The 25,299-nt window shown below is 47.3% G+C and carries 24 protein-coding genes and 3 tRNA genes; 10 read left to right on the forward strand and 17 right to left on the reverse strand.

Annotation, left to right across the window (positions count from 1 at the left end):
* The first annotated feature begins 147 nt into the window (after positions 1–147).
* The 8 genes from SULKU_RS06135 to SULKU_RS06170 are packed head-to-tail and all read left to right on the forward strand — an operon-like array spanning position 148 to position 8,195.
* A complete protein-coding gene (locus SULKU_RS06135) occupies positions 148–1,032 on the forward strand; it encodes a general secretion pathway protein GspK (protein WP_151174260.1) in 885 nt (294 codons plus the stop codon).
* Entirely contained in the window at positions 1,016–2,167 is a 1,152-nt protein-coding gene (locus tag SULKU_RS06140; RefSeq protein WP_013460079.1) for a hypothetical protein, read from the forward strand. Before SULKU_RS06135 ends, SULKU_RS06140 begins: the two co-directional genes overlap by 17 nt.
* Positions 2,164–2,565 (forward strand): hypothetical protein, encoded by a 402-nt coding sequence (locus SULKU_RS06145; protein WP_013460080.1) that lies wholly within the window; start codon positions 2,164–2,166, stop codon positions 2,563–2,565. Before SULKU_RS06140 ends, SULKU_RS06145 begins: the two co-directional genes overlap by 4 nt.
* A complete protein-coding gene (locus SULKU_RS06150) occupies positions 2,562–3,074 on the forward strand; it encodes a hypothetical protein (protein WP_013460081.1) in 513 nt (170 codons plus the stop codon). The genes SULKU_RS06145 and SULKU_RS06150 overlap by 4 nt, the downstream gene beginning before the upstream one ends.
* Entirely contained in the window at positions 3,058–3,876 is an 819-nt protein-coding gene (locus SULKU_RS06155; RefSeq protein WP_013460082.1) for a PDZ domain-containing protein, read from the forward strand. Before SULKU_RS06150 ends, SULKU_RS06155 begins: the two co-directional genes overlap by 17 nt.
* Positions 3,860–5,467: a secretin N-terminal domain-containing protein gene (locus SULKU_RS06160; protein WP_013460083.1), complete on the forward strand. Its 1,608-nt coding sequence runs from the start codon at positions 3,860–3,862 to the stop codon at positions 5,465–5,467. Before SULKU_RS06155 ends, SULKU_RS06160 begins: the two co-directional genes overlap by 17 nt.
* Positions 5,464–6,978: a GspE/PulE family protein gene (locus tag SULKU_RS06165; protein WP_013460084.1), complete on the forward strand. Its 1,515-nt coding sequence runs from the start codon at positions 5,464–5,466 to the stop codon at positions 6,976–6,978. The genes SULKU_RS06160 and SULKU_RS06165 overlap by 4 nt, the downstream gene beginning before the upstream one ends.
* The gene (locus tag SULKU_RS06170; RefSeq protein ID WP_013460085.1) at positions 6,978–8,195 is read left to right on the forward strand and encodes a type II secretion system F family protein; all 1,218 of its coding nucleotides are present in this window, start codon (positions 6,978–6,980) and stop codon (positions 8,193–8,195) included. Before SULKU_RS06165 ends, SULKU_RS06170 begins: the two co-directional genes overlap by 1 nt.
* 89 nt (positions 8,196–8,284) lie before the next feature.
* Here the strand turns inward: SULKU_RS06170 and SULKU_RS06175 are convergent.
* The 3 genes from SULKU_RS06175 to SULKU_RS06185 all read right to left on the reverse strand — a co-directional run bounded on the left by SULKU_RS06175 (position 8,285) and on the right by SULKU_RS06185 (position 8,606).
* Positions 8,285–8,361, reverse strand: a tRNA-Met gene (locus SULKU_RS06175).
* A 57-nt stretch (positions 8,362–8,418) separates the two neighbouring features.
* Positions 8,419–8,495, reverse strand: a tRNA-Met gene (locus SULKU_RS06180).
* Positions 8,496–8,531: 36 nt separating this feature from the next.
* Positions 8,532–8,606: transfer RNA gene (locus SULKU_RS06185), tRNA-Gln, on the reverse strand.
* Positions 8,607–8,766: 160 nt separating this feature from the next.
* Between SULKU_RS06185 and SULKU_RS06190 the strand changes: the two genes are divergently transcribed.
* Positions 8,767–9,804 carry a bifunctional 3,4-dihydroxy-2-butanone 4-phosphate synthase/GTP cyclohydrolase II gene (locus tag SULKU_RS06190; RefSeq protein WP_013460086.1) on the forward strand — a complete coding sequence of 346 codons (1,038 nt, stop codon included), beginning with the start codon at positions 8,767–8,769 and terminating at the stop codon, positions 9,802–9,804.
* Between the two features lie 12 nt (positions 9,805–9,816).
* Here the strand turns inward: SULKU_RS06190 and SULKU_RS06195 are convergent, their stop codons facing one another.
* The 12 genes from SULKU_RS06195 to flgA form a co-directional block, all read right to left on the reverse strand.
* Positions 9,817–10,206: a glycine zipper 2TM domain-containing protein gene (locus SULKU_RS06195; RefSeq protein ID WP_013460087.1), complete on the reverse strand. Its 390-nt coding sequence runs from the start codon at positions 10,204–10,206 to the stop codon at positions 9,817–9,819.
* A gap of 13 nt (positions 10,207–10,219) precedes the next feature.
* Positions 10,220–10,978 carry a hypothetical protein gene (locus tag SULKU_RS06200; protein ID WP_013460088.1) on the reverse strand — a complete coding sequence of 253 codons (759 nt, stop codon included), beginning with the start codon at positions 10,976–10,978 and terminating at the stop codon, positions 10,220–10,222.
* 3 nt (positions 10,979–10,981) lie between these two features.
* Positions 10,982–11,599 carry a penicillin-binding protein activator LpoB gene (locus tag SULKU_RS06205; protein ID WP_013460089.1) on the reverse strand — a complete coding sequence of 206 codons (618 nt, stop codon included), beginning with the start codon at positions 11,597–11,599 and terminating at the stop codon, positions 10,982–10,984.
* Positions 11,600–11,610: 11 nt separating this feature from the next.
* Positions 11,611–11,979 (reverse strand): DUF1425 domain-containing protein, encoded by a 369-nt coding sequence (locus SULKU_RS06210; RefSeq protein WP_013460090.1) that lies wholly within the window; start codon positions 11,977–11,979, stop codon positions 11,611–11,613.
* A complete protein-coding gene (locus SULKU_RS06215) occupies positions 11,966–13,354 on the reverse strand; it encodes a COG3014 family protein (protein ID WP_013460091.1) in 1,389 nt (462 codons plus the stop codon). Before SULKU_RS06215 ends, SULKU_RS06210 begins: the two co-directional genes overlap by 14 nt.
* A gap of 112 nt (positions 13,355–13,466) precedes the next feature.
* Positions 13,467–14,168 (reverse strand): serine O-acetyltransferase, encoded by a 702-nt coding sequence (gene cysE / locus SULKU_RS06220; protein ID WP_013460092.1) that lies wholly within the window; start codon positions 14,166–14,168, stop codon positions 13,467–13,469.
* A 9-nt stretch (positions 14,169–14,177) separates the two neighbouring features.
* The gene (gene speA, locus SULKU_RS06225) at positions 14,178–16,007 is read right to left on the reverse strand and encodes a biosynthetic arginine decarboxylase (protein ID WP_013460093.1); all 1,830 of its coding nucleotides are present in this window, start codon (positions 16,005–16,007) and stop codon (positions 14,178–14,180) included.
* A gap of 10 nt (positions 16,008–16,017) precedes the next feature.
* Positions 16,018–17,235 carry a histidine--tRNA ligase gene (hisS, locus tag SULKU_RS06230; RefSeq protein WP_013460094.1) on the reverse strand — a complete coding sequence of 406 codons (1,218 nt, stop codon included), beginning with the start codon at positions 17,233–17,235 and terminating at the stop codon, positions 16,018–16,020.
* Entirely contained in the window at positions 17,232–17,813 is a 582-nt protein-coding gene (gene tmk, locus SULKU_RS06235; RefSeq protein WP_013460095.1) for a dTMP kinase, read from the reverse strand. Before tmk ends, hisS begins: the two co-directional genes overlap by 4 nt.
* The gene (gene coaD / locus SULKU_RS06240; RefSeq protein ID WP_013460096.1) at positions 17,798–18,289 is read right to left on the reverse strand and encodes a pantetheine-phosphate adenylyltransferase; all 492 of its coding nucleotides are present in this window, start codon (positions 18,287–18,289) and stop codon (positions 17,798–17,800) included. Before coaD ends, tmk begins: the two co-directional genes overlap by 16 nt.
* A complete protein-coding gene (locus SULKU_RS06245) occupies positions 18,282–18,812 on the reverse strand; it encodes a UbiX family flavin prenyltransferase (protein ID WP_013460097.1) in 531 nt (176 codons plus the stop codon). Before SULKU_RS06245 ends, coaD begins: the two co-directional genes overlap by 8 nt.
* Entirely contained in the window at positions 18,809–19,672 is an 864-nt protein-coding gene (flgA, locus tag SULKU_RS06250) for a flagellar basal body P-ring formation chaperone FlgA (RefSeq protein WP_013460098.1), read from the reverse strand. The genes SULKU_RS06245 and flgA overlap by 4 nt, the downstream gene beginning before the upstream one ends.
* An 89-nt stretch (positions 19,673–19,761) precedes the next feature.
* On the opposite strand from flgA, the gene SULKU_RS06255 reads away from it, so the two are divergent.
* A complete protein-coding gene (locus SULKU_RS06255) occupies positions 19,762–22,104 on the forward strand; it encodes an EAL domain-containing protein (protein ID WP_013460099.1) in 2,343 nt (780 codons plus the stop codon).
* 33 nt (positions 22,105–22,137) lie between these two features.
* On the opposite strand, the gene SULKU_RS06260 is transcribed toward SULKU_RS06255, so the two are convergent.
* Positions 22,138–23,805: a SulP family inorganic anion transporter gene (locus tag SULKU_RS06260; protein WP_013460100.1), complete on the reverse strand. Its 1,668-nt coding sequence runs from the start codon at positions 23,803–23,805 to the stop codon at positions 22,138–22,140.
* A 91-nt stretch (positions 23,806–23,896) separates the two neighbouring features.
* Positions 23,897–25,186 (reverse strand): TolC family protein, encoded by a 1,290-nt coding sequence (locus SULKU_RS06265; protein WP_013460101.1) that lies wholly within the window; start codon positions 25,184–25,186, stop codon positions 23,897–23,899.
* Positions 25,187–25,299 lie beyond the last annotated feature (113 nt).

The raw sequence follows: 25,299 nt of genomic DNA on the forward strand, positions 1-25,299 counted from the left end.
ACGCGATTTAATCGATGTAAGTATAACGAGACTTATCCGGATCATTTGAGTCCGTCTTGTAACCTGCCGCAACTATACTTCTGCCAATTTCCGATGAATCAATCGAACAAAGACACAATTTGAATGAAAAAAAGCGGCATCGTTTTAATGATGACTTTAATTCTTATTACGGTGATGATGGGTATCGTTGCTTTAATACTGAGTCAGAGCTCCTACCTCAGCAAACTTGTCCAGAACAGTTTTACGCAGAACCTCTCCATGCGCGTAGTCAATGATCTCGAACGTGAGCTTCCCGCTTTGCTGAGTTCCGTGACGGGCGCCGAAGAGTTGGATATGGCGATGAAGCTGCCGTTGCAAATCGAAAAAGAGGATCAGACCTTTAAACTCAAAGCAATCCTCACCTCTCCTTATTCGAAAATCAATATCAACCGTCTCATAAGTGCCGACGGCTCGTTGAATGAATCCTACCATTTGCTGTTTGCACGGCTATTCACGCTCTATCCGATCAGTCAGCCGGAGGTTTTTTATAATCTTATTTCGGACACGATAGATAAAGATGCGGATGAACGGGGGAATGAGACTGAGATTTCTTTGAGACGGCCCGATTTTCAAAACGGCGCGATCGATACGCCAGAAGAGTTCCGTCAGATTTTGGAACGGTATATCGAATTAAGCGGGGATACGGCGATCTTGGCAATACCGTGGAACGATTACATCGGTTTTCTAGGCGAGAAGATGGACATTAATACGGTCAATCCGCAGGTATTGGCATTGATACTCCCGGATACGGCATCTGAGAAAATCCGATCGATGAGCCGGTATAAAACCAAAGCCTATGTCTCCAGAGAGGAGGCGGTCGCCGCGGAGCCTCAGCTTTACCCCGTATTTGACACCTATTTTTTTGTTTATCAGGGAGGAGCCTCATACACTCTTTTGTGCGATGTACAGCTGCAGGAAAATTTTCAAAATCAACATCTGACATTTCAATACGATTTGCTTGAGAAGAAAGTCAAACATGTCGAATTTCTTTAAAGCAGTTTTTTCTGTGCCGTTTCTTCAGCGTTTGGAAAAGCTGCGTCTTTTTGCATGCGACAGAGTTTCTTTGCTGAGACGTATACTTTGCCCGATCTACCCTCTGGTATACGCCGATGACGTGAGGGGAGAAATTAGCGCCGAGACCCTTGTTGTTCTCTCGCCCAAAGAGTATTGGGTTATGGAAGCCTCTCTAAACGTCAGTACAGAAAAAGAGGCGATCAAGTACGCACCGGCTCTTTTCGATCTCGGCGAAAACCACCTCTATCAAGCTAAAAAAACAGCTGATAACTCCTATCTCCTTCTCGCGTACAACCCAAAAGAAGTGGAAAATAAAATACGCAAGAATCCGATTTTATCAAATGCACAGAAAGTGACGTTCGCCCAATGGGTGTTTGGCGATCTTGATAAGCCCGTACGTCTGAACAATAACCGTTATTTAAGCGTGGTAGACGGGATCGTTTTGGAAATGGAAGTAGCCTATCTTTCCAAACACGGTTCAATCACTCTTGAGGAGGCGCTGCGCTCTCCACAAAAATCCTATAAATCGGTTTCACTCTCAACGCTTATCAGCGATACGCCGGCTCCTAAAACATTTAAAATGTCGCTTTTTGTGCTGCTGCTCCTTTCGGGAAATTTTTTCTTTCAGGCCGTTAACGATCATCTCACGATAGCCGAATCGAATGCAAAAATCGAGGCGCTGCTCAACTCATCGCATCTGAGTGCGACATCGATCGAGAGGGATGTGATTTTGCGATCGCTCAGGGAGAAAGAAGAGACGCAGTTGGCATTGCGCCAGAAATGCTACGCAGTGAGCATGCTTGATATTCCGCTAGAGAAAGCCGTTTCAAACGTTCCTGCAACCTTAAGCGGGAATGAGGGTATCGTACTGATCCCAGGGTCAAAACCGGGGGATAGCAATCGTCTTTTGATCGACGGGAAAACGGATACAGCCTCCGCTATTGGAGGAATGACAGGGTTTTCAGAACTTCTGTATGATGGAAAAACGCTCAAAATAACGCTCGATGCCGCGGATGACAAGCGTGCGGACGAGATTAAAAGCATAGTGCTAAAAAAATTCAAACACTCCCGTATCAATGAACAAAATCATAAGATTGAGGTGCGCATCAAATGAAAACGGATACCTCGAACCCTCTGACAATACCTTTGGGCGTATCGTTGGGAATTTTGCTGCTCAGCATAAGTGCCGCATGGTATGAGCATACCAAAAAAGAGGAGGTTCTGGAACAGCAGACACTTCTCGAAACCCAGATCAACGAATACGATTCCCTAAAACAGCGATGGTCGACAGAAGCTTCTCAAAATGTTTACGCCTATCTAAAATCGCATCCGAATCTCGTTAAACAGCAGACGCGTGGAGGGAAGAGTGAAATGGAGTTCGATCATCTCTCGAGCGACGAGTTTGATACCCTCTCGAACAAGATTCTCAACTCCATGCTGATGATCAAAAAACTCACGATGCAGCGTGCCTCTGGGGCTAAGGGGAGAATCGTCGTGGAGTTTGAATCATGAAACGGCTCCTCTATGTTTTGTATGTTCTTGTGATCGCGATCGTACTGATTCCTAAAGAGAAAATGTTTTATACCCTAGAGGGGGTATTGGCCGAGAATCAGATATTTTTGAACAATGAAACTCTGAGTGACCGGTTTATCTCTTTGGAGATCGACAATACACAGGTAATGGCCGATCATCTGAATGTCGCCAGCATAAAACAGATGCGATTTACCCCATGGATTATCTACAACCGTTTCAGTTTGAGTGAGATCGAGGTATCGCCGCAGTTTCGGACGTTCTTTCCCGGAAAAGCGGATAACGTGGTGGTGAGCTATTCGATTCTTCATCCTTTGAGCCTGAGTATACGTGCGGACGGGGATTTCGGCAGCTGCGAAGGATCGGCGGATTTGATCAAAGGGACGGTGAGAGTCGTGTTTGCTCAGACGCCGAAACTGCGAAATTACCCTTTGCTTGTGCTCAAACTTCATCAAGAGAAGGAGGGGATGGTCTATGAATCGGATTTTTAATGAACTGAATCTGCGTCAGTTTAATCTCTTTTTTCTTCCAATCGCTGTGGTCTGGTGCATGATAAATATGGGGAGTATGCTGCTCGCTCAAAAAGGGATCGAGCACTATTCCGACACCTTCGATCCTTTTTTTGAGATGATCCGTCTCGGAGATAAATTTCTCCTCACTCATGAGGCGGGATCGTTTCTAAAAGGCAAAACCGTCACTACGACGATATCGGTTCCCTATCCGCACCGCATCAAAGCGATTTACCGTTCACCGTCCTCTTCGTTTGCGAGTATCAGCGACGGACAAACGACGACGGTAGTCGCATTGGGCGAAAAATACAAAAAAGTCTACTCCCTCATAGGGCTCAGTGACGATGCCGCTGTTTTCAAAGGACACGGCAAATCCTATCGCCTCCGTTTGGGACATGACGATCCTCTGAGTTTTGAGCAGACCGTTACCCGAAGCGTTGCCGATGTGTCGCAGAATAAAAACGAGTGGCGCACGATTCCGCGCGATGTAGTGATGCAGCAGTCAAAAGATCTCCGAGCCATTTATAAGCAAATCGACATAAGCGAAGTTTACAAAGGGGATAAAATCGACGGGTTCCGGGTAAATTCGATCGATCCGAACTCGATATTCGGACGGCTGGGTTTGGTGTCGGGGGATGTGATCCTCGCCGTGAACAATCAGAAGCTCGAATCGTATGCCGATGCATTCAGTATCTATAACAAAGTGCCCCGTATGCGAAGTATCCAAATAACTGTTCTTCGAAATAACCTCCCAAAGGATATCGTCTATGAAATCATCCGTTAAAACCGTTTTCCTATCCCTGGCTTTGAGTTTCTCGTTGTCAGCCGCCACTGTCAACCCAAAAATATCTCTCTCGATCGACGGGATGGCGGTCAATGATTTGATCAAACTCGTCGCCGCAACCACAAAGAAAAATATCTTTATCGGAGAAGAGGTACCCGGCACGATCAGTTATGTCGGCAACAAGCCGATCACGAAGCGTGAGCTGTACGGATTGCTTCAGACCACGCTTGAATCCAGAGGCTATACGATGATCGATACGGGAGGAGGGTATCTCAGCGTCGTAAAAATGGCCGATGCCACGCAGATGAATCTGCCGCTGATGGAAAAAAGCGATATTCCCCAGATGCAGAACCACATCTTTACCTTCCGTTTTGCCACAGCCGAGAACATGAGTACGAAAATCAAACATTTTACGAGCAAAAACGGCAAGATTACTGCGTCGAAAGAGTCCAATTCCGTGATCGTAACCGATTTTCCCGACTACATTTCCACGATCGAAAAGGCGATGAAAATTCTGGATACCCGCGATGAAACGATCGCGAATACCACCCATGTGATTTCACTCCGAAATGCCGATGCCAAGTCGCTGGTCACCACGCTCAATACCATCATCGGCAAGATGACGCTGATCCCCGGCCAGCAGCCGCCGAGTATTACGAGCGACGAGACGACGAACTCTTTGATCGTGATCGCCAGCGACGAACTGTATAAGAGTTTGGAAGCGACCGTTAAAAGTTTGGATCTTGATCGCCAGCAGGTCTATGTGCGAGCAAAAATCATTGAAATCAGCGAGGGGAAATCCAAAGAGGTGGGGATCAAATACGGCCTCTCAGGAGGAACCGTAGGCTCGAATGGCGTGTTTACCTTCAATACGATGTTAGGGGACGGGACTGCGGCGGCGGTAGCCCTCGATCCCTCCGTGACAACCGCCCTTAAATTCGATATTCCGACCATTACATCGGGGATTGCGTTGGGGGCCAATATCGCCTTGCTCAACACCAACGGTGCGGCTGAGATCCTCTCGGAGCCCTCTATCCTCTGCATCGATAATCTGGAATCCTCGATCTATGTCGGAAAAACCGAATCCATCAGTTCAGGGGTAACGCAAGGGGTCGGAACGGGGATAACCCAAAACTTTACCCGTCAGGACATCGGGCTTACCCTGAAGATCAAACCGCGGCTTTCAAACGATAATAAGGTCCTTTTGGGGGTAAATGCCAAACTCGAGGATATCGACAGCAACACAAACCTGCAATTGCCGAGTACGACAAAGCGCGAAGTGATCACATCGGCGATTGTCAATAACGGAGAAACGGTCATAATCGGGGGCTTGATTCGGGAGAAAACGGACCATAATGACAACAGAGTCCCGTTCTTGGGTGATATTCCCGTTTTGGGCCATTTGTTTCGGGATGAATCCAGCAAAACCGATAAAATCAATCTGGTTATTTTACTGACGCCGTATATCATTGAAAAAAGCGGCGATTTGAGCTCTCTGAGAGCACAGCTGAATCAACTGGACGCTATTCAAGCCCGCTATGTCGACCGGATCACCCAGAGCCTCGAAAGCAAAAAGAAGAGCAATCCATGATCTCACTTCCACTGCTGGACGAAAAACACTTAGAATTTGCGGTTCCCGAGGGTGTGGATACCTCACTGTCAATCCGCTATTCGCTTCTGTTTGGCCGTTACGAGGGGGAAGTCTATGCGATTATCCCCGAAGCCGAGCAGACAAAAGCGCTGCAGCTGTACAACAAACTCGGTCTGATCTATCCATTGGCACGTTTGTCCCGGGAAGGGTATGACAACCTCTATTTGAAATTTTTGGAATTGCGTACCGATATGGAAATATCCAAACGCCCTATGGAGACGAATGAGTTTATAGACGAAGAGCTTTCCCTGGTCGATTTTATCAAAAATTCGGCCGACCTGCTGACCAGCGAAGAATCGGCTCCGATCATCAAATTCGTCAATACCATCTTTTATCAGGCGATCAAGCGCAAAGCAAGTGATATCCATATCGAAACCCATGAGAAAAAAGGGGAGGTCCGTTTCCGGATAGACGGAGCGCTCATCAAACACATCGATCTGGATAAGAACGTTATCGATCTGATCATCAGTCGCATAAAAGTGATCTCTGCGTTGGATATCTCCGAAAAACGGCTTCCGCAGGACGGGAGAACGCAGGTAAAAGTTGCGGGGAAAAATCTCGATATCCGTGTTTCGGTACTCCCCACGTATCACGGTGAGAGGGTGGTATTGCGGCTGTTGATGAATTCCGCATCGATTCCGACGCTTCGGGAACTCGGTTTTGACGAAACGACCACCTCACAGTTTGAAGATCTGCTCAAATTTTCCCACGGGATCATTTTGGTAACGGGGCCGACGGGGAGCGGTAAATCGACGACCCTCCACTCATTTTTGCAGCAGCTGGCCAGTCCGGAGAAAAATATCCTCTCCATTGAAGACCCGGTCGAATACGATGCCCCCCATGTGAGCCAGATCGCCGTCAATACCAAAGCAGGATTGACGTTTGCGAGCGGGCTTCGCTCTATATTGCGTCAAGACCCCGATATTATCATGGTGGGGGAGATCCGTGACGCCGAAACGGCACACATTGCGATTCAGGCAGCTATGACCGGACATTTAGTTCTTTCCACACTGCATACGAACAATGCAACGGCGGCGTTTTCCAGATTGGCGGATATGGGAGTAGACAAATTCCTGATCAGTTCCACCCTCCTTGGGGTACTGGCGCAGAGGCTGGTACGACGCTTATGCCCCTCATGCAAAGAGCGTGTGCCGCTTGCCGATCATGATGCGGATGAACTGGGGATTGAACACGGTTTGAGCGTCGCCAGAGCCTCAGGGTGTGCCGACTGCCACCATACCGGATATCGGGGGCGCATTGCCATCGGAGAGTTTTTTATGGTGGATGACGGGGTTCGGAATTTGTTCAAAAATATTGACAGCGATTTTGAAATCCGAGAAGCGATGAAACAAAGCGGAATGAAAGTGATCGGCAACCAGCTCATAGCATTGCTGAAAGAGCATACCACCAGTCTGGACGAGATTATCCGTGTCGGGGTCAAAGAGGCCTAATGGAATTTTTTTACAAAGGGATCAGTACCGACGGAAACACGATAAAAGGTTCCATTGAAGCGGCCAATCTCGACGAGGCCAAAAAAAAGCTCAAAGCCCAAAATATTCTTTTCTCCGAGCTGTCAGAGCGTTCACAAGGTCTTTTGGAGACGTTATCGCTCTTTCGCAGAGATACCCTCTCCTCCGGCGCTCTCTCACAGCTCAGCCGTGACCTAGCGGTCTATCTCAACGCCGGTGTCCCTTTGGTGCGCTCTTTGACGCTGCTGCGGCATCAAAGCCGATCGGATAGCCGTATGGAGCGGTTCTATGATACACTGATCGAACACATCCATGAGGGGAAAAGCTTTGCGCAGGCACTCGATATGCAAGAGTTTTACACCCTGCCGGTTTTTTATGTCGGTACATTGAAAATTTCCGAAGACCGCGGTATCCTCGCGCAGGTGCTGAACGAACTCTCGCACTATTTAAACATACAGGAAAAAATCAAAAAGCAGCTTTCGCAGGCGATGGTCTATCCGTCGTTCATCATTATTGTCGCAGTACTGATGATCTCTTTTATGCTGACGGTGGTCGTTCCGAAAATCACTTCGGTTTTTGAAAGTACCGGACAGCCCTTACCGATGCTGACGCAGTGGGTGATTTCGAGTGCCCATTTTTTTGCCCAGTATTGGATAGTGCTATTTGCCGGATTGCTTGCGGCTATTTCTTTTTTCGTATTTAAAATGGCAACGGACAGCCGGTTTAAAAGATTGATCCACGGGATAGTTTTAAAACTCCCTATTGTCGGAAAGATGGTTGAGACAGCCGATCTCGCCCGTTTTTGCACTATCTCGTCTTTGCTGATCCGTTCCGGTGTTCCGGTGGTCAATACGATGAAACTCTCCAGCATCACCCTCTCATCCGCCGTAATCAAAGAGCTTTTTGAACAGGCATCGACAAAAGTCGTAGAGGGTTCCTCCCTCTCGAACGCCTTGCGCCAGTCCGATGTGTATTCTATCGACGCTTCGTTTGTCGAAGCGGTTGCCATCGGGGAAGAGACGAGCGAAGTCTCCACGATGCTGGAACACCTCTCAACGCTTTACATTGATACGAACAAAGACCGTATTTCGATCTTTCTTGCCGTACTGGAACCGGCTCTGATGCTGCTGATCGGGGGGATGATCGGAGTGATCGTGACGGCGATGCTGCTGCCGATTTTTTCGCTTAATCTGGAATGATAAATCGATAAAAATTTGATGGTGAATGAAGTATTGTTGAAATCGTTTAAAAAAGGGGTTACTCTAATGGGGTAGGGTGATTGTGGGGTTGGTTGCGGAAACAGGATTTGAACCTGTGACCTTCGGGTTATGAGCCCGACGAGCTACCGGGCTGCTCTATTCCGCGGTGTCAAAATCGTTATCAAAAGAATGGTTAAATATTAGAAAGAAATAATATCTAGGTTGGTTGCGGAAACAGGATTTGAACCTGTGACCTTCGGGTTATGAGCCCGACGAGCTACCGGGCTGCTCTATTCCGCGGTGTGTCTTCTGATTATAAATAAAAAGAAAGATAAGTGGATGGGGAAGAGGGATTCGAACCCCCGAATGACTGGACCAAAACCAGTTGCCTTACCGCTTGGCGATACCCCAACGTTCTCGTTGTGAGGCCGAAATTATAGACATTTTTATCAAATTTGTCAAGTGTTTCGGAAAATGCGCTCTTTAAATGGAGTATTTTTTTGTTTGTGCCGGAATTTTAAACCTTTTTGCCTATAATTGCCTAACTATATTAATAACAAAAGAGTATTAAATGTCAGCAGTACAACGGGTATTGGATGCGATAGAAGAGTTTAAAAAAGGGCGGATGGTCATCATGGTAGATGACGAAGACCGCGAAAACGAAGGGGATCTGGTCTATGCCTCTGTTTTTTCGACCCCCGAACATGTCAATTTTATGGCAACTCACGCCAAGGGACTGATATGTGTGGCTATCAATCCGGGCATTGCCAAGCGCCTTAATCTGGAACCGATGGTCAAATCCAATACATCGATGCATGAAACCGCGTTTACCGTCTCTGTGGACGCTACGGCGGCGACTACGGGTATTTCTACTGCAGAGCGGGATATGACGATTAAAATTCTCGCCAATCCTCTGTCTCACCCGTCCGAACTGGTCGCACCGGGACATATTTTCCCGCTGATCGCCAAAGAGGGGGGGACGCTGGTCCGTATCGGACATACGGAAGGCTCCGTCGACCTTTGCCGCCTTTCCGGTTTAGCCGAATCGGCGGTAATCTGTGAGATCATGAAAGAAGACGGGACGATGGCCCGCCGCGACGATTTGGATGTTTTTGCCGCTAAACATGATCTCAAAACCGTTTACATCTCGGACATCGTCGAATTCCGTCTGGCTAATGAAACACTGGTAAAAGCGGTCTCGGAAGAGGAGATCGAATTTTTCGGCGTTCATGTCAAAAAGTACGAGTTTGCCGATCATCAGGACAACCGGCATACGGCGGTGGTCTTTTATAAAGCGGGAGAGACGGCGAATGTCAAAGTACATAACGTCGTACCGGACATCGATTTATTGCTGAATCAAAGCAAATACGGCCATTTGATCGATTCGATCCATTATCTCAAACACAACAGCGGCGTATTGCTTTTTATTAACAAACCGCACCACCAGCAGGTCAATATGAAAGAGTACGGTATCGGTGCGCAGATCCTCAAATCACTTGGTGTAAAACATATGCGTCTGATTGCCGATTCGAAAATTTCGGATTTTGCGGGACTCGGCGGATTCGGCCTTGATGTGATAGAGACGATCAACCCCGCTGAGGGGATTTAACCGTATTTCTTGCTAGCGTGAGGTATTGCACTTTTTAATCAGTTGGTACTGAGGAGTAGTGGGGGTATTGCCCGCACCCGCTCCGAGCGCCGTCCCGAGTGCGGCACCGGCAACGGTTGCGGCTGTTTTGCCGCTTCCGCCTCCGAATTGATGGCCGACGACTCCTCCGATGATCCCCCCTACGATCGCTCCGCCGACGTTGGGGGTATTCTCCCCTTGTGCGGTACCGTTTACGGGTACCTGCTCATACCAGCATTGCTCTTGCACGGAAGAGGTTGCCGATGAGGGTGAAGAGGATGTTGGAGAACTCATATAATAATCATTGCTCCCGGTATTGAGCATCTCGGCATGAGAAAGCGATGAGGCGATCAAAGCCGCGAGGGCGATTGTGTAATATTTCATAATAACCCCTTTTTTACTCTACGAGACGTTTTCCGGGAGAGTCTTGATAATCGACTTCGGTTGGTCTTTTTTTGCCTGTGAGCGTTTCAATCATGGAGGCGGTCAAATCATTAACCGACATATCAACCGTATCGTCGACCGGAACCGGATCGTTCATGTTGAAGGTTTGTTGCCCCGTTCCGGTAAATGTTTTGGCGAAAATAACTTTACCCGTATTTTTGTTTGCAATTTGGATGTGTACGGATGTGGTTGCGGTGATGGCGTATCGTACGTTGCTACCATCGGGCACCAGACGCGGTTTGCTGCAGCGCATCGCTTTGATCGACCCGCTTAGAACATAGTTTCCGGACTTTGACATCGATACACCCGCCTCATTGAATGCCGATTCGATAATACCGGTCATTTTCTCCGAATACATCACTTTTTCAACCATGACCGTATCGTTGTATCTGCTTGCCATGTAGTTATGATTTTCCTTATACGCTTTGTATTCGTTATCGCGTTTTGCGCTTGTATTTGCCGACCCGGCGGCATGAACAGAGAAAAATCCCGATCCGCTTACGTGCTCACTGTGCGAGAGACTCTCATTTTCTTTGATCGTTCCGTCGACATTATGGCTTACTTCTGCGACGCTGTGCTCAAAATCCTGAACCACGACATAGTTGTAGGTGAGAGGTTTCACCTCTACGCTTTCGCCTGCGGGGAGGATAGCGCCATTCAGAGCAAAGGAGGCCGTACACAAAGCGATAACGGCGTATTGTATGAGTTTCATGGTTTACCATCCGACCGAAGATTTAGACGTTACCTTGCGAATCTCTTTTTCGTCGGCCCAGAGGATTTCTCCGCTTTGCGGGTCTACCAGTTCGAGAGAAACATTGTAATAGACGTCTTTGATATCGTCATTGGCTTTTTTAATGGAGCGGACGTTTCCGGTGATGATGTAATCTGAGTCGGTCATCGCTTTCATAGCGGTTTTAGTCGTAGCACTCACCGTCAAGTCACGCTCCGCATTGACCTGATTGAGGTTGGCGGTATCGGCCAAAAAGCGGACTTGTCCCGATTTGAGAAGCTTGATGCGGATTTTGTCGGTAATCGCTTTGGTATCGATATGCTCATAGGTTTTGTTTTCAACACTTCGGAGGCGCACTTTCGGCGGCTGCTGCGCTTTGGCGATATAGCGTGATTCCAGAAGCGATTGGGTCAGAGTCTCAGCCGTTGACTGCAGATCGGTCGATCCGAAATCGGCGGTCACCGTTTCAGCCGCTTTTGCGTCACCGTATTTCACGTTTGATGAAGCGCCTACCATTCCGGCACCGCCGGTAGCGCATCCGCTTATTAAAAAAGATGAGATAAGAAGCGTTGTCGAGAGAGAAAGTTTTGTCAATGTGTTCATGTCTGTTTTCCTTATTTATTTGGGGTTGAAATCACGATGCGGTAATCGGTCACATCCGGGCGACTTGCCATATTGACCACATGAATCTGTTGTCTTCCGATGATGGTAAACGGTGTCCAAGGTGTTTGATCCACGACGATACCGCGGCCATCAAGCCATTCGATTTGATATACCATCCCTTCGACTTTCGTATCGTCTTCGTTTTCAAACGTCGCGGCGACTTTTAAAAATTTTCCTTCTTGAAAGCTTTTATGCTCTTTGAGAACAACGCGCTCTTTACCGATGAAATGTTCTTGATTTTTCGTTGCGCAACCGCCCAATCCCAGAAGCAGAAGGGACCCGAGGGCTAGTGAGAGAAAAGTGTTTTTAGTAAGCAACATGGTCGATCCTTATGTTATCGTTAGTGATGTAAGAGACAAGAACAAGAACCCCTTTTTTGCCTTTCGGAAGGGTGAACGACTCTTGTCGATCGTTCATGGTTATCGTCAAAGTCTCCCCTTCGATTCCCTCGAATTTGGAGAGATATCCTGAGTTTGGAAGCATCTCCCAATTTCGGAATTTAGAATCGGCCATCGAGCTTCCGACGTCCATCGCCAAGGATGCCATCAGCCCCCCGAAAGCTCCGAACTTATCGGAGGCCTGTTTCGCCAGGACAGCTTTTGCTGTGGCACGGACGACGGCTTTGGAAAGTTCGCCGGTCAACTCGTCTTTAAGCGTCTTGTAGGCCAGTGCATTGGTTTGCAGCAGTCTCGGAGGCTGAAGGCGAAGCCTCTGTGTTGAAATGGTAATCATACTGAGATCATTGATCGGTGGATTATAGGCCGGCAAATCGATGCTGGTATATTCCGCGGCATGAAAAATCGGGAAACGAATTTTCTCAATCTTGATTGAGGGCGCCTCGCCCGCTAAAACCACAACCGTAACATCCATTTTAGCACTTTTCGGTGTCTCTTCGGAAAACGATTTTTTCCCTTTTGGCGTGATTTTGGATTGAGGAGCTGAAATCGGGAGTTTGACAAAAATTTTGGAGACGTCGGGATTGAGCAAAAGGGCCCGTTTTAGGCTTACTTCTCCCAAATTTTCAGACGGGAAGGCGATGTTAGAGAGTATGCTGCTCAGGGCATAGGAAAAAGGGTCTTGATAGTTGTTGGCGAGTTTGCGGACACTTTCGTCTTCCAGCATTGCCGCCATGGAGTATTCGGCGGGGATATTTGAGACATTATTTCCTTCTCTCTGCGCTTTGGCTTTGTCATTTGCGGCCTCTTTGATTTTTTCTTCGGACTCGGCAAGCCAAAACTCTTGGCGCTGCTCCATCCGCCGCATCTCGACCGACGCACCTTCAAAATTGCCGATCATCGCGTAGTTAAGGGCATTGAGGGTATGCATAAGGGTACGTTCATACCCTTTTCCGTAATAGGTTTCGGACCCTTTGGATAAAAAGGTTGAACCTAAAAAAGAGCCGACATTGCGAAGACTCACTTTGGCCCGGTTTTCATATTCATCCAAAATATCGAATGCCTTTTGAAAAGAGACGATGGAGCCGTTAAAATCACCGTTTGCCTGCTGCAGACGCGCAAGATCCAGCCAGTACCAGTATTCATTTTGATCCGATGTATCAGCACTCATGGTTGCGAGTGTCTGATCGAATCGGGGTTTTGAGAGACCGGCACGCAAGGCATCGGCATCTATGGATGCGGCATGAATCTGGAGTGTGCAGAGCAAAGAGAAAGCGATAGTTTTTAGCGAATTCGCCATTCAAAACCTTGTGTATAAATCAGCGCTGGATAGAAGCCATTGTAATTTTATATGGATTAAACGTTGTTTAAAAAAGTGGGCGAAAATTCGGTATTCAGGAGGAAAATGAGGGCTAATTTTTCATAGCCCGGATAAACGATTCGTAGATATTTTCAAGCTGCAGATCCTGCTCTAAAATTTCCGTATTATCTTGAACCATATAATGCTCCAGTACGGCAACGCGACGGAGAAGATACTCAAACATCTCTTTGTTGATATCGGGAAGTTTGTTGTGGCTGAACGGATCTTTATCACGACCTTTTTGGATCACATGTGCGGGGATACCGATAGCGGTACTGTTGTCGGGGACTTCACGTACGACGACCGAATTTGCTCCGATTTTGGAGTTTGTTCCGATCGTAATGTTTCCAAGCACTTTGGCTCCGGCTCCGATAACGACGCCGCTTTTAATCGTCGGATGGCGTTTGCCCGGAATAAGGCTGACACCGCCGAGTGTTACCCCTTGATAGATAAGGACGTCATCTTCGATAATCGTCGTCTGTCCGATGACGACGCCGAAACCGTGGTCGATAAAGACGCGTCGGCCGATCGTGGCCCCCGGATGGATATCGATATTGGTAATGATCTGATTGAGCCCCATAATAGAGCGGGCGAGGGCGCGGAAACCTTTTCGGTAAAGGCGGTTGGAGATACGGTACCAGAAGATCGACCATACTCCGGGATAGTTGAAAAGAAGTTCGATGCGGGAACTAATGGCGGGATCATTTTTATAAACGTTCGAAAAATCTTCGGCTATTTCAGAAAAGAGTCCCAAATTCAATCCTTATCGAGTGGTACGGAGATATCCGTTTTGGTAGAGGTACATTTCAAGTTTTTGAAGTGTATCACTTTTTTCTTCTTCTGTCCTAAAATCACTGCTCGCGAGTTTATTTTTAAGGTTCGTGAGAAGTTTGGAAGCGTCATAACCGATATCTTCTAAGATATTGAGTACATTGTCCGATTCGGTGAAGTTTTCGATTTCGTATCCGGTATCGTTGATAATGATGGTACATTCGCTCGGATGGGTAAAGAGATTATGGTTCATACCCAGCGTCTCTTGATACGCCCCGACGTTGAAAAATGCGAGGAAATACTCCTCTTCGTCCAGATCGATATCGTGCAGGTACAGAGGTGTTTCGGCTTTAAACCGGATCTCTCCGTCACTGTCACACGTGATGTCCCATAAACTGGCCGCGCGTATGGCGGGAATGTCGAGACGATCCAGCGGCATGATCGGAAACTGCTGCTGCAATCCCCAATAGTCGGGGATACTTTGGAAAATGGAGGTATTGATCAGGTAGCGCTCCTGCAATTTCACCTGAAGCCGCTCGATCTCTGGCATCGGGTTGTCCTGAGAGAGATAGAGCGATTTTTTGATGATCTGATGAACCAGAATCTCGGCGTTTGAACGGTCTTGCAGATCGATGTGGCCGAGATTGAACAAGGTCAATAATGACTCCATATGATCCAGGGCATCATGCATATATTCGATGCAGGTACGCGGAGAGAGGAGCGAATTAAGTTCCCGCAGCTCTTCGATCAACGGAGGATTGTTCTCTTTGAGTTTGAGCGATTTGGCCTGATAGTCGTGTGAAAAGAGTTCCAATACCGGAGCGATCAATACGGAGTGGGACGCGACGATAAAACGTCCCGATTCGGTAAAAATATCGGGATGGGCTACCCCTTTGGCATTCATAATTTCACGCAGCAAAAAGACGACGCTGTTTGAAAATTCTTCGAGGGTATAGTTACGCATACGCGTCGAGGTGTGTTGGGAATACTCAACCGCCAAACCTCCCCCGATGTTGATCGCTTTTAGGTTGTCGGCACCCATTTTTTTGAGTTCGGCATAGATATTTCCTGCTTCGCGCAATACCCTCTTCAGCGGTGCGATATCCTGCATTTGGCTTCCGATATGGAAGTGAATCATGCTGAAGTGTTCCAACATATTGTTCTCTTGGAGCATCAGCATCGCTTCAATAAGCTCGGTGGAGGTGAGACCGAATTTAGCGCTCATACCGCTGCTTTTTGCCCAGATACCGCTTCCCTCAGACTGCAAACGGACACGGATTCCGATATTGGGAACTTTCAGCCCGCACGATTGGGCGACGTCGATGATCCACTCAAGCTCGCCGAGTCCCTCGATAGTAATCGTGATGTTGTGTCCCATTTGAGCCGCCATAAAGCCCAGCGTGACCATCTCTTCGTCTTTGAATCCGTTAACGGTGATAGGGGCTCCGATTGCGGTTTTGGCCATAGCCAGGGCGAGTTCGGCTTTTGAACCCGCTTCCAGACCATAGCTGTATTTTTCGCCGAGTTCGACGATCGCATCGACCGCTTCGGGAAACTGATTTACTTTTAGAGGGAAAACGGCATGAAATTTTCCCGTATAATCGTTTTCGAAAATAGCGCGGCGGAAGTTTGAATACAGAGCGTCGATCTGTTTGCTGATCAGATGGGGAAACCGTAAAATCAGCGGGCCGCGCAGATTGGTTTTACGAACCTGTTGGGTGATTTCGAGCAAGGAAGGGGAACTTTTATAGTTGACTTTGATCTTCCCTTGGTCGATCATAAAGTTGTTTTCGCCCCAAATATCTATTCCGTAGGTTTTCACATCATCTCCCTTATACAAAAAAATCGTTTAGCGGGATAAGCGATTCGGTTTTTTCCACCAGATCTTTTACCCAGATACTGTTTTGAGCCAGTTCATTTTCCCCGATCACGGCGCAGTAGCGTGCATTGATACGGTCAGCTCCTTTGAGGTGCGCTTTCAGCGATCTAGGTTCGTATTCGACCACCGCTTTGTCGCTGCGTCGGATTTTTTCAGCCGCCAAAAGAACGGGAGAAAGTGCTAGAGCATCCATTGCACCCAGATAATACCCTTCGCGCACACTTTCAGGCATCACGATAAGTTCCATCAGCCTCTCAATCCCCAGCGCAAATCCGACCGCAGGGGTAGGTTTTCCGTCCAGAAACTCGATAAGGCGGTCATAACGTCCGCCTCCGGCGATGGCGCTTTGGGACCCGATATTGTCGCTGACGAACTCAAATGCCGTTTTGGAGTAGTAATCCAGGCCGCGGACGAGATTGGTATCGATTTCATAGCCGATGTTGTGCTGTTCAAGAATCGTTTTAAGGGTGTCAAAATCGCTTTGGCATCCCTCACAGAGGTTGTCGATCAACTTCGGTGCATTCACATAGAGATTTTGGCAATGCTCGTTCTTGCAATCCAAAACGCGGATAGGATTCGTCGATTTTCGGCGTTGGCAGTCAGCGCAGATCGCGTCGCCGCAGCTTTCGATAAAGCTGACAAGCTTTTGGCGGTATGCGGGCATACAGTGCTGATCTCCGAGAGAATTGAGTTTGAGGCGATATCCGATACCCAGAGCTTTGAGAATATCGGCAATCATCATAATCATCAACGCATCTTCATAAACCGAATCGACACCGAAACTCTCCACTCCGAACTGATGAAACTCTCTTAAACGCCCTTTTTGAGGACGTTCATAGCGAAACATCGGTCCGTGGTAATAAAAGCGGTGGATTCCCCCTTTTTTATCGAGCTTGTGCTGAACAAATGCACGCACGACTCCGGCAGTTCCCTCAGGACGCAGACATACGTCGTTATCACCTTTGTCGGTAAATTGATACATCTCTTTGCCTACGATATCGCTGGATTCTCCGACGGAGCGTTTGAACAAGGACGTCTCTTCAAGCAGCGGAGTTTCGATGTAATGGAATCCGTATCGCTTGGCGATTGTCGAAGCTTGGCTCAAAAAGTATTCAAAACGTTCATAGTCCTCAGAGAGGATATCGTTCATTCCGCGCAAAGATTGGATCATAAGGCTCCTTTGATAAAGGTGGTAATTTCTTTTGTAATAGTATCGATAGATTGTGTCGCATCGATTACAACGGTTTGTATCCCCAGCGCATACGCGGACGCGATAAGGGCGTCTTGGATACCGAGGAGATACTCGGTTCCTCGCGATTCAATCACGTCGTGTTCCTTTTGGCTCAAGCGGTAACTCAACTCTTCTGAGGTGAGCTTGAGTATAAAAACCGTATCGGGCAACGTTCCGCCGGTTGCAAGACGGTTGAGCATCACTAGCACGGGTTCATCGCACAGATTTTGGACACTCGCGTACGCCATCCCCGAAACGGCTGATCGGTCGCTGATAATCAACTTATTCATATTGGGTAATATGACACTTTCCGTATGTTCGGCGCGATCGGCAAGGAAAAGGAGCAGCTCAGCCGTTTTGCTTTTCAGATTTCCGTGCAAAACCATGTTGCGTATCTCGGTTCCGACGGTGGTTCCCCCCGGCTCTTTGGTGATCAGTGCATCGGGAAAAAGGGAACGAAGCGCTTCGATTTGGGTGCTTTTCCCCGCCGTATCGATCCCCTCTATCGCAATGTACATGATTTCATGCTCCCGATGACATCTTGAACCGGCGAGGGGAGAAGATGCTCCGTTTTACCGTTAAATTTCAGCAGATTCCGGACGATGGAGGAACTGATAAATGCGTGTTTGAGTTTCGGCATCAAATAAACCGTTTCAATATTCGGATCAAGCGAGTTATTCAGATATCCCAACTGCAGTTCAAATTCGAAATCGCTGACGGCGCGAAGCCCCCGTATCAATACGGTAGCTCCGAGCGTATTGGCAAGTTCTACCGTGAGATTGTCAAATCCGACAACCGTTACCCGCTCTAAATCTCTAACGGCCAGCTTAACCATGTCCACCCGTTCTTGCAACGTGAACATCGGTTTTTTTTCCTGTGAATCGGCGACGGCGATGATGACTTCATCAAAGAGACGTATTCCCCGCTCGATAATATCGAAATGGCCGTTGGTAATGGGATCGAAAGTTCCGGGATAAAGGGCGATCTTATGCATTTTGATCACTCCATCGTTTATAAAGATTATTCTCGATGCCGAGCAGATCGAACCATTTGCCGATCATAAAGTTTTCCATCGATTCCAAATCCTCTTGATCGCCGTAGTAGGCAAGTACGGGCGGGGCAATAATAACTCCCATCATGGAGAGCTTATGCATATTTTCCAGCGCAATCGGTGAAAACGGGATTTCGCGAGGAGCAAGAACCAAGGTGCGGCGCTCTTTGATCATGACCGCCGCCGCGCGCGTAATGAGATTATCGGCAATACCGCAGGCGATTTTGGCTAAGGTATTCATACTGCACGGCGTGATGATCATCGCATCTGCTCCGTAGGAACCTGATGCCACCGATGCCCAGATTTCATCGTTTTTGTGCAGGGTAAGATTTTCCTCTTTTTCCAATACGATAGAGGCATGATCCGATACGATCAGATGCTTTTGCACATCGGCGGGGAGGGCGCGAACGAGTTTAAGACCCAATGCCGCACCGCTGGCACCGCTGATCCCTACGACGATTTTCATAGTAATTCCACCCGATTTTCTCCGATAACTTTAGCTTTGGCCCGTTTGCCGTCATTTTTTTGGATTGTAATAATATCATAGAGTGCCCCCTCTTGCGTCGCACGTGCTCCAAATTCGACAATTACCCCTTTGTCTTGAACTTCTACGATTACTTTTTCATTTTTCAAAACAAGGGGGATCGTTTCGATATTTCGGACTGTTAAAAGCTGTCCCCCTTTTAAATTTGAGCGGAACCGTGCGGGCTGATTCGGAATAGATGTCAGCGGAATATCTTTGAACGAAACGAAAGGGATCGGCTTAAGAAGGGTATTGAATCCGCTCAAGCGCTCTTTTCGGGATACTTTCTGGTTTGAATGCAGGACGCTTATGGTAGCCCGAACCGAATAATCGAGATAATGGCGGATACCCTGTTCGTCAAAATAATAAAACGTTCCGCTGCCGTTTTGATAAAACCGCTCATCAAAAACGCCACGGACATTTTTCGGCAAAGCGGGCAGATAGCCTCGTGAACTTATCGTAATATCATCAATGCGGATGGTCGGATAACGCTCCGTGAACATCGATGCAAGCTGCTGTTTTAGCAGGGAGAAATCGACCGGACTGCGTTTGGTGAAATTGACGTAACGGGTTTTCGTACTATCGATGGAAATGCCGTTAAGTTCGAATGTTTTGGCAATAACCTGTGCATCAAGACGATAGTGGTCCTGATCGGAAGGAATTTTCAGGATTTCAAACTTTTTTTCAATCGTTGGGAATAAATCGTCGGAATAGATAATATTATTTTCATACTCATAGTTTCTGGATAATTCATATGCATCTAGATTCAATAAAACAAAGAGTAAGAATAAGAGTTTAGTCATTGTAGAATTGTAACATAACGTCATTTGTTTTTCATTAGTTTTACGCTATTCTAACTGTTACCATAAAATTTTGAATTGATGTGGATGCAATGGTTCTAAACAAAAAAGATTTAACTGGATATATGGACGGCGATGACAGAAAGCGGATCCGTAATGAACAGGTAGCCATTGCTTACAAGCAGGCGTTTGCCTCAATTTTTCCCCTTTTTTTCGGTGCTTTCATTGTTCTGCTCTTATTTTATAAAACCAATCTAACCGATTTCGTTTTCCTTTGGTTTAGCGTCGTCATTGTGACATTGATATGGAGAATTTGGTTACTAACCGATTATCGTCGCAATTTCCATCGTTTGGATCATTCGATATGGGAAAGACGTTTTAAATATGTGATGTATTCTTCTGCATTGATATGGGGAAGTGCGGCATTTTTTATTTTTCAAACCCCTGATTATCTTCACCATTTTTTCATTATCTTTTTATTGACGGGTATCGCATCGGTGGCATCGGGTACCTTGGCCTCTTTGCTGGGAGTGACGATCGTCTTTTTATCTTTTCTTTTGACTCCGATTTTTATCGTAATGTTTTTTCACGGCGAATTTGAAGTTCAGATGATGGGAATGCTCGTACTGGCGTTTTATATGCTGTTAGTCAGTGCGGCGAAACGGATAAATTCCAACATCATGAATGCGTTGACATCAAAGATATTGCACCAAAAAGCGGCGAATGCATTGGCGCTTTCGGAAGAGCGATTTGAAACGATTTTTAAAGAGGCGCCGATCGGGATTTTTTATTACGACACAGATTTGATCGTGATGGAAACCAATAACGAGATGCTGCAGGCTCTTCAGATTCCCAGAGAGACGATGATAGGATTGGATCTAAAAGCCCTTTCGGATACCCGTTTATCCGATGCGTTGAACGTGTCGGTGCACGGACAGAAAGGATTTTACGAAGGCCCGTATACATCGACGTTTGTCGAACTCAAGATGTGGGTAAGTCTCCGTACATCCCCAATCTATGATTCTGAGCGCCGCATTATCGGAGGAGTCGGGATCGTATCGGATATTACCGAGCGGATGAACGCGGAAGAGAAAATCAAACACCAGGCCTATTTCGATGCATTGACCAATATTCCGAATCGGGCATTGCTGAAAGATCGGGTCGATCAGTCGCTTGCCCATTATCGACGATACGGAAGTTTGATTGCCATAATGTTTTTGGACTTGGACCATTTTAAAAGTATCAATGATTCACTGGGGCATTATATCGGTGATTTACTACTGATTGAAACGGCTAATCGACTAAAACACATCTGTCGCGAAGGAGATACGGTAGCCCGGTTGGGGGGAGATGAATTTATCATCTTGCTTAATGAACTGGGGAATGATCCGATGGTTGCGGCTACTCGGGCTGAAACGGTAGCGGAAAAAATACATGAAGTGTTTTCCGCTCCGTTTGATATCGGTTTGGCGGAACCCATTTCTACCAGTTCGAGTATCGGGATTGTCCTAGTCAGTTCGAAAGACCAAACGTCTGATGATTTACTCAAATTTGCCGATACTGCAATGTATCAGGCAAAAAAAGAGGGGAGAAATACGACACGGTTCTATCAAGAAGAGATGGATCAATGGATCAAAAAACGGCTCTTTTTGGAAAATGCATTGCGTAGTGCTGTTAAGAATAATGAACTCGAACTCTATTATCAGCCGGTTATCGAAATGAAAACAAAACTGATTATCGGTGCCGAAGCATTGCTACGATGGAATCATCCGGAACTGGGGCTTATCATGCCGGATGAGATGATTGAAATCGCAGAAGAGAGCGGATTGATCGTCGGAATCGGCGAATGGGTGCTCCGCGAAGCGTGTACCCAATTTGTACGCTGGCGTGCTGAAAATCTGAGACAATCGCATATCGACCGTATCGCCGTCAATGTGAGTGCTGTACAGTTTCGCCAGAGCGATTTCGTGGATAAAGTTATTCGAACCGTCGCGGAAACAGGGCTTGTCCCCTCTATGCTTGAATTGGAACTGACCGAATCGACGGTTATCGATAATATTGATATCGTTATTGACAAAATGAACCGCTTGCGGCATGCGGGAATCGGCATTTCGATGGATGATTTCGGTACCGGGTATTCGTCACTGGGGTATCTTAAAAAGCTGCCGTTTACGACACTGAAAATCGATCGCAGTTTTGTCCGAGATATCGTATCGGATACGGATGATGCCGCGCTGGTAGAGACGATACTCTCTATGGCTTCGATATTCAAATTTGATGTTATTGCGGAAGGGGTGGAGACGATCGAGCAGTTTAAATTCTTAGAGAGTCACGGATGCCAATATTTTCAGGGGTATTTGTGCAGCAAACCGGTTCAGGTAAAGCACTTTGAAGAACTGCTGGTTCATGAAATACAAAGCTGTGCCGCACAGTAACAATCAGCGTATTGCGATCGAAAAAATCGCACTTTAGATTTTTTTCCCCATGATTTCACCGGCTCTGAAGATGGCTTTATCGATGTGATCGACAATGTTTTCGCGGCCGATTTTTTCGTCGATGCGTGATGATCGGATGAATTGATACACTTGTGCGTTAACTCCTGAAAGAATCAGACGGGTGTTGTAGTGAGAGAGCCTTTCGTGAAGTATTTCAAGCGAATGCAGTCCCGCCGCATCGATAAGCGGAACGTAACGCATACGTAAAATAAATACCTGAGGAGGCTTCTCAAAGAGCATGAGGGTATCGACGAGTTTTTCGGCTACACCGAAAAAGAGCGGTCCTTGTATCTCATACACTTCTACCCCGTGAGGGATGGTTTTATTGGAGGTCGAATCGGGATCGTTTTCTTCTGACGTAATAGGACGGATTTGGGTCGCTTTCATCATCTGATCGATAAAGAGGATCGAGGCTAGGGCGATACCGGCTTGAATCGCGAAGTTTAGATCAACCAAAACGGTCAGCAAAAACGTCACGATCAGAACGATCCGGTCGGTTCTGGGTGAGTGCATGATCTCTTTGATATGTTTGATCTCCGACATATTCCATGCCACAACCATGAGTATGGCCGCCAAAGCCGCCAACGGGACTTTTATAATGAGGGGTGCGAGCAGAAGCATGAAGAGAAAAAGCCAGATGGCATGCATCATTCCTGCCACCGGAGTTCTGGCCCCGGCTTTGATATTGGTTGCCGTTCTGGCGATAGCACCGGTTGCCGGGAGGCCGCCGAAAATGCCCGAAGCGATGTTTGCAACCCCTTGGCCCAAAAGCTCGGCGTTGGATTTATGGCGGGTTCCGGTCATACCGTCGGCGACAACGGCAGAGAGGAGCGATTCGATGGCGGCAAGCGTCGCGATAGTAATGGCATCAGGGAGCAAAAATCGTAGACGCTCAAATGTGATTTCAGGCCATACCGGAGAGGGGAGCATCGATGGGATTGAACCGAACCGGCTCTCTATCGTCTCGACGGGAAGATTAAATCCCCATACGGCAAATGCGCTGAGGGTAACGACGATTATCGGTCCGGGAATACGCGGAAAACGGTGCTTTGCAATGTAGATTACGCCGATGGAGATCAGGGCTAGAAGTACCGCTGTAAAATTTGTTTCATGCAAATGGGCGACATAGATGCTCAGTTTGTCAATAAAATCGGGGGGGACGGTGGTGATTTTCAGGCCGAAAAAGTCCCGTATCTGCGAAAAAGCGATCAAAAGGGCGATACCGGAGGTAAATCCGACGATGACGGGGTAGGGGATGAATTTGATCAATTCTCCCGCCCGGAGAAATGCCATAATGATTAAAATGGCTCCCGCCATGATGGTAGCCAGTACCAGCCCCTCATAACCGTGTTTCATCGCCACCATAGCGACGGTGACGATAAATGCGGCTGTCGGCCCGCCGATTTGGTAGCGGCTCCCCCCGTGTGCCGAAATCAGGAAACCGGCAACAATAGCGGTAAAAAGTCCTCTCTCAGGCGGGAGATTGGAAGCGATAGCAATCGCCATCGCCAAGGGCAATGCGACGATGGCAACCGCCAATCCGGCTACGGCATCGGCTATAAAGTCAGAGCGGCTGTATCCCTGACGTCGGAATAGGGTGACAAGTTTCGGCTCCAGAGAGTCATGTATAGAGCGCAACATAAAAGATGTTTCCTCGGGAAAATTGATGTGAGAAGTGTATCACTTGCGCAGATGCAAGTCAATGAGGATATTTGATCAAATTATGCAGTGTTTATTTGCGGATGGCACCCATAATTTTTTCTTCATAGGCACTTAGCCCTCCCTCAAGCCAAAGAAGAGCGCTTTGGTTAAAGAGTTCACTCTTAAGATTGGCCATTTTGGCTTTGGCGGACGCGAGATCGGCAATCGATCGGCTGAGTTCGTCGGCTCCGACGAGCTGATTGTCAAAGCGTCCCCGTGTAAGTTTGGCGTATTCGTCGGAAGCTTTGACCTGCATACGAGCGCTTTCCAGTCTGCTTTGAACGGCTTGGATATCCAGATAGGTATTCTTTATTTCGGTCGTGATGCGATGTTTATAATCTTCCAGTGTAATGGCGGATGCAAGTTTTGCGGCTTTTGCCGCTTCAGCGGTATGAAAGTCGCTGAAGCCGCTGAAAAGATTCCATGATGCTGATACCCCTGCATAGCTTTTATTGGCGTTGCTGTATCCGTCTCCGCTGAGTGCTATGGTATCCCCCTGGCCTTTGAGACTGCCGATAAGTGCGACGTTAGGGTAATAGCGGCTTTGGGCGAGTACTATGTCATTTTGGGCGATATCCATTCCTTTGGCAAGTGCAAGGAGATCTTCACGATGTGTCAGGGCAACAGCAATCATTTCGTCTTTTTCCATCAGCGGCAATACGTTTGCAGGGAACTGAGCCGAATCAATCGTATCTCCGGTGAGATAGGAGAGCTGATTGAGGGCTTGAGATTTGCGGTTTTGGCTCTCAACTATCTGTGCATCGATCTCAAAAATTTTGGCTTCGATAGCATAGAGTTCGGCCGGAGCCAGCAAACCGTTGTCATAAAGTCCTTTGGCTTTGGCATACGATTCGCCGATCGCTTTTTTGGCCTCGTGCTGTGCCGAAATAATCTCGTCGGCAGCCGCAATAGCAGTGTAGAGTTTTGTCGCGTTTATGAAAAGGTTTCGTTTTAGATCGGCAACTTCCAATGCCGCTTTTTCATGGGACAGCTTTGCTTTTTCGATAGAAGAGGAGATGGCAAAACCGCTAAAGAGAGGGTAAGAGAGGGTTAATGAGCCCTCGATATGTTTTTTGGTCCCCATCGGAAGCTGCATGGAGGAAAAAGTGACGGTAGGGGTTTTTTGAAACGTAATATCGCTGAAACTGGCATCCAATGTCGGTAAATTTTTTCCCTCTGCCGCACGATAACTCTCTAATGCCGCCGTTTCGAGCTGCCGTGCGCTTTGAAGCGTCGGGGAGTTTTCCAAGGCGATGATGACGTCGGGATAGCTTTGCGCCCCTAAAAAAGTCGGAAAAATTAAAAACAGCAACCGTCTCACACGACTCCTTGTTAAATCTGACTGCGAAAAAAGCTATCAGAGATACTTCATCAATTGTATTCATGAACATATTAATTCACTCTTAGTTAAGGAAGAAAAATATAATATAGTCT

This window comes from Sulfuricurvum kujiense DSM 16994 (genome assembly GCF_000183725.1).
Classification (GTDB): domain Bacteria; phylum Campylobacterota; class Campylobacteria; order Campylobacterales; family Sulfurimonadaceae; genus Sulfuricurvum; species Sulfuricurvum kujiense.

What these genes read in the sequence shown, in the direction of transcription:
- tmk (WP_013460095.1), bottom strand. Translation starts at nt 17,813, where the DNA reads ATGTACATTGCGATAGAGGGGATCGATACGGCGGGGAAAAGCACCCAA.
- SULKU_RS06255 (WP_013460099.1), top strand. Translation starts at nt 19,762, where the DNA reads ATGGTTCTAAACAAAAAAGATTTAACTGGATATATGGACGGCGATGAC.
- SULKU_RS06145 (WP_013460080.1), top strand. Translation starts at nt 2,164, where the DNA reads ATGAAAACGGATACCTCGAACCCTCTGACAATACCTTTGGGCGTATCG.
- SULKU_RS06165 (WP_013460084.1), top strand. Translation starts at nt 5,464, where the DNA reads ATGATCTCACTTCCACTGCTGGACGAAAAACACTTAGAATTTGCGGTT.
- SULKU_RS06200 (WP_013460088.1), bottom strand. Translation starts at nt 10,978, where the DNA reads ATGAAACTCATACAATACGCCGTTATCGCTTTGTGTACGGCCTCCTTT.
- flgA (WP_013460098.1), bottom strand. Translation starts at nt 19,672, where the DNA reads ATGACTAAACTCTTATTCTTACTCTTTGTTTTATTGAATCTAGATGCA.
- SULKU_RS06245 (WP_013460097.1), bottom strand. Translation starts at nt 18,812, where the DNA reads ATGAAAATCGTCGTAGGGATCAGCGGTGCCAGCGGTGCGGCATTGGGT.
- SULKU_RS06170 (WP_013460085.1), top strand. Translation starts at nt 6,978, where the DNA reads ATGGAATTTTTTTACAAAGGGATCAGTACCGACGGAAACACGATAAAA.
- SULKU_RS06215 (WP_013460091.1), bottom strand. Translation starts at nt 13,354, where the DNA reads ATGGCGAATTCGCTAAAAACTATCGCTTTCTCTTTGCTCTGCACACTC.
- SULKU_RS06140 (WP_013460079.1), top strand. Translation starts at nt 1,016, where the DNA reads ATGTCGAATTTCTTTAAAGCAGTTTTTTCTGTGCCGTTTCTTCAGCGT.
- hisS (WP_013460094.1), bottom strand. Translation starts at nt 17,235, where the DNA reads ATGATCCAATCTTTGCGCGGAATGAACGATATCCTCTCTGAGGACTAT.
- coaD (WP_013460096.1), bottom strand. Translation starts at nt 18,289, where the DNA reads ATGCATAAGATCGCCCTTTATCCCGGAACTTTCGATCCCATTACCAAC.
- SULKU_RS06190 (WP_013460086.1), top strand. Translation starts at nt 8,767, where the DNA reads ATGTCAGCAGTACAACGGGTATTGGATGCGATAGAAGAGTTTAAAAAA.
- SULKU_RS06195 (WP_013460087.1), bottom strand. Translation starts at nt 10,206, where the DNA reads ATGAAATATTACACAATCGCCCTCGCGGCTTTGATCGCCTCATCGCTT.
- SULKU_RS06210 (WP_013460090.1), bottom strand. Translation starts at nt 11,979, where the DNA reads ATGTTGCTTACTAAAAACACTTTTCTCTCACTAGCCCTCGGGTCCCTT.
- SULKU_RS06160 (WP_013460083.1), top strand. Translation starts at nt 3,860, where the DNA reads ATGAAATCATCCGTTAAAACCGTTTTCCTATCCCTGGCTTTGAGTTTC.
- SULKU_RS06150 (WP_013460081.1), top strand. Translation starts at nt 2,562, where the DNA reads ATGAAACGGCTCCTCTATGTTTTGTATGTTCTTGTGATCGCGATCGTA.
- SULKU_RS06135 (WP_151174260.1), top strand. Translation starts at nt 148, where the DNA reads ATGATGACTTTAATTCTTATTACGGTGATGATGGGTATCGTTGCTTTA.
- SULKU_RS06155 (WP_013460082.1), top strand. Translation starts at nt 3,058, where the DNA reads ATGAATCGGATTTTTAATGAACTGAATCTGCGTCAGTTTAATCTCTTT.
- SULKU_RS06260 (WP_013460100.1), bottom strand. Translation starts at nt 23,805, where the DNA reads ATGTTGCGCTCTATACATGACTCTCTGGAGCCGAAACTTGTCACCCTA.
- SULKU_RS06205 (WP_013460089.1), bottom strand. Translation starts at nt 11,599, where the DNA reads ATGAACACATTGACAAAACTTTCTCTCTCGACAACGCTTCTTATCTCA.